Here is a 6,939-nt window from a genome sequence, read left to right on the forward strand (position 1 = left end):
GCGCCCCTCAGGGGCGCGGGGAACCGCACCACCAGCCCACCACGGCCCCAGCCACGCCCACTGGCCCCCGCCCCCCGGATCGACCTCCCCGGCGGCGGAAGCCGGTTCCCGTGGGGTCACCCACTTACCTCCCGCTCAGTACCTGACCAAATAGTGCGTACTTGTGGGGAGTTGGACCCAGGACCAGCATGGTCCGTATGCCAAATGACCTTGAAAAGACCCCCGTCACCGTCCTGGGCCTGGGCGCCATGGGCCAGGCCCTCGCCGCCGCGTTCCTGAAGGCGGGCCACCCCACCACGGTCTGGAACCGTTCCCCCGGCAAGGGCGACGACCTGGTCGCAAGGGGCGCGGCAAGGGCGACCAGCGCCCGCGAAGCCGTACGCGCCGCAGACCTGGTCGTCGTCTGCGTGGTCGACCACAACGCGGCAGGCGCCGTCCTCGACTCGGTCGCCGAGGAGCTCCCCGGCCGGGTACTGGTCAACCTCACCTCGGACACCCCGGAACACGCCCGCAAGACCGGCGCCTGGGCGCAGGAACACGGCATCGACTACCTCGACGGGGCGATCATGGTGCCGGTCGACCTGATCGGACAGCCGCCCGCGCTGATCTTCTACAGCGGCCCGCGAGCCGCGTACGACAAGCACGAGACGGCACTGAAGGCGCTGGGCGGCAAGCCCGCCCACCTCGGCGAGGACCAGGGGCTGGCCGCCGTCCACGACCTGGCGCTGCTCGACTACTTCTACGGCTCGATCTCCGGCCTGCTGCACGCGTACGCGCTCGCCGGTGCCGACGGGGTGCGCGCGGCCGATCTCGCCCCCTACCTGGACACCATCACCGCCTTCATGCCGTCCCTCGCCGCCGAGGCCGCTCAGCACGTCGACGCGGGCAGCCACCCGGGCGAGGCGGCCAACCTCGGCATGATGGCGTCCGGCGTGGGCCACGTCCTGGAGTGGGCCGAACACCGCGGTCTCGACGTGAGCACACTCCGCCCGATCAAGGAGGTCTACGACAAGGCCGTCACCCTCGGCCACGCCGCCGACAGCTGGACGAGCACGATCGAAGTCGTACGCGGCGACGCAGGCATGCCACGCGGCGACCGGGCGAGCCAAACCCTTTGACCCGTCCGTGAGTTCGGGCCTCCCGGACAGGGCGGCACGGCACGGCTCGACCCGCCCTCAGGAGCCCACTCCCGCCTCCACCTCCAGCCGCGCAACCTCCTCCGGCGTCAGCTCCAGATCCGCCGCGCCCGCCGAGTCCCGTATCGTCCCGGGCCGGCTGGCGCCCGGGATCGGGACGACCACCGGCGAGCGAGCCAACAGCCAGGCCAGACAGACCTGTTGAGGACTGACGCCCCGCTCACGAGCCACCGCGTGGAAGGCATCGAGACCCGTTGAGTGGCCGGTGTCTTCGGGCGGCAGTCGCCGCGACGGCCCGTCCAGCGAGCTCCGCGATATCCCGCCCAGCGGGCTCCACGGCAGGAAGGCGAGGCCCAGCTCGGCGCAGAGCCGCAGTTCGGGCTCGCTGTCCCGGACGGCGGGGGAGTACCGGTTCTGGACCGAGACGAGCCGGTCGCCGAGGAGGGCGTGGGCCCGGCGGATCTGGCCGACGTCGGTGTTGGAGATGCCGGCGTGGCGGATCTTGCCCTCGTCGAGGAGGTCGCGCAGGGCGCCCACCGACTCCTCGAAGGGCACGGCGGGGTCGGGCTTGTGGAGCTGGTAGAGGCCGATCGCCTCCACGCCCAGCCGCTTGAGCGAGGCCTCCGCCGCCGACTTCAGGTGCCGGGGAGAGCCCGTCACCGTCCAGCTCCCGTCGGCCGGTCTGCCGCGTCCACCCTTGGTGGTCACCAGGACGTCGGCCGTGTCGCCGCCGTACGTGGCGAGGGCGCGGGCCACGAGACGCTCGTTGTGCCCGGGCTCCTCCCCGGGCAGGTGGTACGAGTCGGCCGTGTCCAGGAGCGTGACGCCCGCGTCCAGGGCGGCGTGCACCGTGGCCATGGCGCGCCCCTCGTCCGGCCGGCCCTCGATGGACAACGGCATGGCGCCGAGCCCGACGGAACTCACCCGCAGCCCGCCGACTGTGCGGTACCGCATGTCAGTTCACCTTCCCGAGCGTCTCCGCCACCGCGCGCGGCAGCCATTCCCGCGCCTTGCCGAAGGTGAACCCGAGCCGGGTGGCCCGCGTGTTGTCCATCCCGTACGAACGCGCGAAGGAGAACGGCGAGAACTCCCCGACCTCGACGGCCCGGAACGCGGCCCGGAACACGGTCCGCCCGCCCGGGAGTTGTTCGGCCAGCTCCTCGCACAACTCCCCGGTGGTGAGCACCCCGTGGGACGCGGCGTTCACCGGCCCGGTGAACGTCTCGCCCGCCGCCCAGGCCAGGAAGTCGGCGATCTCCTCCACGTGGATGTACGTCGCCGGGTGGTTCGTGGCGGGGACGGCGATCGTCTCGCCCGCGCGGATCCGCTCGGTGTAGTGGTCGAGCCGTCCGGTGAAGTCGTCGTCCCCGCCCAGCACATGGGCCACCCGCACGGCCACGTACGGAAATTCGGGATCGGCCGCGAAGACCGCCTCGGCCTGCCGCTTGCCCTCGCCGTAGTGGGTGTCGAGGAACTCCGGGTCGTCCCAGGGGAGTTCGAGATCGACGGGGACCGTACGCGGGTTCACGGCGTCCTCGCTCACGAGCTCCGCCGAGTCCTCGTACTCGTACACCTCGACCGTCGAGGTCATCACATAGCGGCGTGTACGTCCAGCGAAGACCCGGCGGGCGATCTCCGCCTGTCTCGGTGTGTAGCAGACCTGGTCGACGACGACGTCGAAGGTCCGTGAACCGAGCGCATTCTCAAGGGAATTCTCGTCATTGCGGTCGGCGACGAGATGAATCGTTCCCGGGGGAGGTGCCGACGAGCCGCGATTGATGACGGTGACCCTGTCCCCCGTGGCCATCAGCCTCGCTATCAGCCGCTTGCCGAAATACCGGTTTCCGCCAATGACACACACCTCGCGCACGGCGCACCTCCCGTAATGCCCTTGACCACAGTCCTGTTCCGTGGACCCTGTGGTCATAATTCTTCCGGCGTACGAGTGAGGTCTGAAGGGGGAGTCATGGGAGATCCGGTCGCGGTACCGAAAGAACCACGGCATCTGCGAGCCGCCGCCAACGAAACGTCGGTGGCCTTCGACGCCCTGGACCGGCAGATCCTGGAGCTGCTCCAGAGCGACGGCCGGATCAGGCTCAGCGAGCTGGGCCGCCGGGTCCGGCTGTCCCCGGCGGCGGTCGCCGAACGCGTCCGCCGGCTGGAGTCCGTCGGTGCCGTCACCGGCTACGGCGCCCATGTCTCGCCGTCCCGCCTCGGCTACGGCATGCAGGCCTTCATCCGCGTCAACCCGCACGGCGGCTACACGCTGAAGCACCCCAGGACCCTGGAGCTGCTCGCCCGCCCCGAGATCACCGAGGCCCACCACGTCGTCGGCGAGGACTGCTGGATCCTCAAGGTCGCGGTCGAGGACACCCTCCACCTGGAGGAGGTCCTGGAACAGACCTCGGCACTCGGCCGTACGACGACGTCGATCCTCCTGTCGTCCCCGGTGGAGCGGAAACCGCTGCTGCCGCCGGCGTTGCCTTGACGCCGGGGTCAAGGATTACGTTCGTACGCATGCGAATCGGCGAGCTGGCGGCGCGGGCCGGGACCACCACGCGGACCCTCAGGTACTACGAGTCGCGGGGGCTGCTGCCCGCGCGGCGGGGGAACAACGGGTACCGCACCTACGACGAGGACGATCTGAAGCTTCTGCGGCAGATCAGGACGCTGCAGGACTTCGGGTTCGACCTGGAGGAGACGCGGCCCTTCGTGGAGTGTCTGCGGGCCGGGCATCCGGAGGGCGACTCCTGCCCGGCGTCGCTCGCCGTGTACCGGCGCAAGCTCGGCGAACTCGACGCGCTGATCGGTGAGTTGCAGGGCGTACGCGCGCACGTCGGCGAGCAGTTGGCGCGGGCCGAGGCGTCGAGGGACGAGCTGGCGGCCGGGGCGGAGGTTCCGGGCGGTCCGGAGCCGGTGTGCGAACTGGGAGGGACCTTCAAGTGATCAGGGCAGCTGGTGTGGCCGAAGTGACGGACGCGGACTTCGAGGCGGAGGTGATCGGGGCTGATCTGCCCGTGCTGGTGGAGTTCACCGCCGACTGGTGCCCGCCGTGCCGGCAGATCGCGCCGGTGCTGAGCGCCGTCGCCTCCGAGGAGCGCGACCGGCTCAAGGTGGTGCAGCTGGACGTGGACACGAACCCGGAGACCACGAACGCGTACGGGGTGCTGTCGATGCCCACGCTCATCGTGTTCCGCGACGGACAGCCGGTGAAGTCGATGGTGGGCGCCCGGCCCAAGCGACGGCTGCTGGAGGAACTGGCTGACGTGCTGTAGCCGGGGTAAACAAGAAATCCCCCGCGGCCAATTGCCTGCGGGGGATTTCTCTGCGTATATTGAATGGTTCGCGACTTCAAGGAAGTTGGTCGCGAAGAAGTTCACTAGGCGCAGTATATCCGGCCGGGAGCGGAATTGTCAAACAGGGGATCACACACAGAATTCACCGACGATGAATTGAGGCACGAGCAGGAATTCATCGACGGTCTGTACGCGCGCGTGGACGCCCTGCGCGGCGACACCGAGGACTCGGTGGAGGACGCGCTCGCGCAGGGCAGCACGCCGAGGCAGGCCCGCCTGGAGCGGGACATCCTCGTAGCCGAGCGCTCCGGCCTGCTCGCCGCGCTCAACGCCGTGGACGGCTCGCTCTGCTTCGGCCGTATCGACCTGACCACGGGACTCACCCACCACATCGGCCGCATCGGCATCCGCGCCGACGACACCGAGCACACCCCGATCCTGATCGACTGGCGGGCCCCGGTCGCCCGCCCCTTCTACCTCGCCACCGGCCACACCCCGATGGGCCTGCGCCGCCGTCGGCACATCACCACCGACGGCCGCTCGGTCGCCGCCCTGCACGACGAGATCCTCGACCTGGGGGACCAGCAGCGCACCGGGCACGAGGACCCGACCGGCGACGCCGTGCTGCTCGCCGCCCTCAACTCCGCGCGCACCGGCCGCATGAGCGACATCGTGCAGACCATCCAGGCCGAGCAGGACCGCATCATCCGCGCCCCGCACCGCGGAGTGATGGTGGTGGAGGGCGGCCCGGGCACCGGCAAGACCGCCGTGGCGCTCCACCGGGCGGCCTATCTCCTGTACGAACACCGGGAGCTGCTCGCCAAGCGTGCCGTCCTGATCGTCGGCCCGAACCCCGCCTTCCTCGGCTACATCGGCGAGGTCCTGCCCTCGCTCGGCGAGACGGGCGTGCTGCTCGCGACCGTCGGCGAGCTGTACCCCGGGGTGAAGGCGACCGTGTCCGACACCCCCGAGGCCGCCGCCGTGAAGGGCCGCGCCGAGATGGCCGACGTCCTGGCCGCCGTCGTACGCGACCGTCAGGCCCTGCCCGACCCGGTGATCGCCATCGAGCACGACCGGGACATCCTGATGCTCGACGCCGGTCTCGTACGCGTCGCCCGTGACCGCACGCGCGAGGTGAACCTGCCGCACAACGCGGCCCGGGAGCACTTCGAGGGCCACATCCTCAACACCCTCACCGACATGCTCGCCGAGCGGATCGGCACGGACCCCTTCGACGGCACGAACCTGCTCGACCCGAGCGACGTCGCCCAGATCCGCGACGAACTGGCCCAGAACCGCGAAGTCTGGGCCGCCATCGACCAGTTGTGGCCGCGCGTCACCCCGCGTCGGCTGATCGCGGACTTCCTGGCAGAACCCGACGCGTACGTGTCCGAGGCCGACGCGGACGCCATCCGCCGTACGGTGACCCGGGCCTGGACCACCGCCGACGTCCCCCTCCTCGACGAGGCCGCCGAACTCCTCGGCGAGGACGACCGGTTGGCGAAGGCGGCGGCAGAGCGGGAGCGCAACCAGCAAGTCGCCTACGCCCAGGGCGTGTTGGACGTCTCCTACGCCTCCAGGACGTACGAGTTCGAGGACAAGGAGGACAGTGACCCTGACGCCGCCGAGGTTCTCTCCGCGCACGACATCATCGACGCCGAGCGGATGGCCGAGCGCCACGAGGAGGACGACCACCGCAGCGCCGCCGAACGGGCCGCGGCCGACCGGACCTGGGCGTTCGGGCACATCATCGTCGACGAGGCGCAGGAGCTGTCGCCGATGGCGTGGCGCCTGCTGATGCGCCGCAGCCCCACGCGGTCCATGACGCTCGTCGGCGACCCCGCCCAGACGGCCGACGCGGCCGGCGTCGGCTCCTGGTCGGACATCCTCCACCCCTACGTCCAGGACCGCTGGGAGCACACCCGCCTCGCGGTCAACTACCGCACCCCGTCCGAGATCATGGACGTGGCGGCGGCCGTCCCGCGAGCGGAGAACGTGGACTTCGAGCCGCCGAGTTCCGTCCGCTCGACGGGCGTACGCCCCTTGGTGCGCGAGGCCGCCGACGGCGCCGAGCTGCCCGGCGCCGTGGAGAAGGCCGTCGCGGAGCTGGCTCCCGCGGAGGGGCGGCTCGCGGTGATCGCGCCGCGGGACCTGCATGTGGCGCTGGCCGCGCGGCTCGACGGGGTTGAGGCCGGGGCGGAGCCCGACCTCACCCGTGCGGTCGTGCTGCTCGACCCTCGCCAGTCGAAGGGGCTGGAGTTCGACGCGGTGCTCGTGGTCGAGCCGGCCCGGTACGGCACGAGTGACCTGTATGTGGCCCTGACTCGGGCCACGCAGGCGTTGGGGATCGTGCACACGGGAGAGCTGCCGCAGCCACTGGCAAAGGCGCTGAGCTCCTAAGGCTTTCTCCGCCCCCGCCGCCCCTACCCATTCCCGTCCCTGACTCAGGGGCTCCGCCCCCGAACCCCCGCTCCTCAAACGCCGGAGGGGCTAAAGATTGCGCGGCC

At 70.7% G+C, this 6,939-nt stretch carries 7 protein-coding genes; 5 read left to right on the top strand and 2 right to left on the bottom strand.

The genetic code is table 11. The features are described from left to right. Window positions 1-197: 197 nt before the first annotated feature. Window positions 198-1,118, top strand: a complete 921-nt coding sequence (locus AOK17_RS46245; RefSeq protein ID WP_055618640.1) for an NAD(P)-dependent oxidoreductase — start codon at window positions 198-200, stop codon at window positions 1,116-1,118. Window positions 1,119-1,175: 57 nt separating this feature from the next. Here the strand turns inward: AOK17_RS46245 and AOK17_RS46250 are convergent, their stop codons facing one another. Beyond that, window positions 1,176-2,090 carry an aldo/keto reductase gene (locus AOK17_RS46250; protein ID WP_055618641.1) on the bottom strand — a complete coding sequence of 305 codons (915 nt, stop codon included), beginning with the start codon at window positions 2,088-2,090 and terminating at the stop codon, window positions 1,176-1,178. Between the two features lies 1 nt (window position 2,091). Continuing rightward, the gene (locus AOK17_RS46255) at window positions 2,092-3,006 is read right to left on the bottom strand and encodes an NAD-dependent epimerase/dehydratase family protein (RefSeq protein ID WP_245697856.1); all 915 of its coding nucleotides are present in this window, start codon (window positions 3,004-3,006) and stop codon (window positions 2,092-2,094) included. A 96-nt stretch (window positions 3,007-3,102) separates the two neighbouring features. Between AOK17_RS46255 and AOK17_RS46260 the strand changes: the two genes are divergently transcribed. The 4 genes from AOK17_RS46260 (at window position 3,103) to AOK17_RS46275 (ending at window position 6,832) form a co-directional block, all read left to right on the top strand. After that, entirely contained in the window at window positions 3,103-3,624 is a 522-nt protein-coding gene (locus AOK17_RS46260; RefSeq protein ID WP_245697858.1) for an Lrp/AsnC family transcriptional regulator, read from the top strand. Window positions 3,625-3,653: 29 nt separating this feature from the next. Continuing rightward, on the top strand, window positions 3,654-4,082 hold the full coding sequence (locus AOK17_RS46265) for a MerR family transcriptional regulator (RefSeq protein WP_055618643.1): 429 nt from the start codon (window positions 3,654-3,656) through the stop codon (window positions 4,080-4,082). Beyond that, window positions 4,079-4,411 carry a thioredoxin gene (trxA, locus tag AOK17_RS46270; RefSeq protein WP_281198697.1) on the top strand — a complete coding sequence of 111 codons (333 nt, stop codon included), beginning with the start codon at window positions 4,079-4,081 and terminating at the stop codon, window positions 4,409-4,411. Before AOK17_RS46265 ends, trxA begins: the two co-directional genes overlap by 4 nt. Before the next feature lie 177 nt (window positions 4,412-4,588). Further along, the gene (locus tag AOK17_RS46275; protein ID WP_055618645.1) at window positions 4,589-6,832 is read left to right on the top strand and encodes a HelD family protein; all 2,244 of its coding nucleotides are present in this window, start codon (window positions 4,589-4,591) and stop codon (window positions 6,830-6,832) included. Window positions 6,833-6,939: the final 107 nt, after the last annotated feature.

This window comes from Streptomyces phaeochromogenes (genome assembly GCF_001418655.1).
GTDB lineage: Bacteria > Actinomycetota > Actinomycetes > Streptomycetales > Streptomycetaceae > Streptomyces > Streptomyces phaeochromogenes.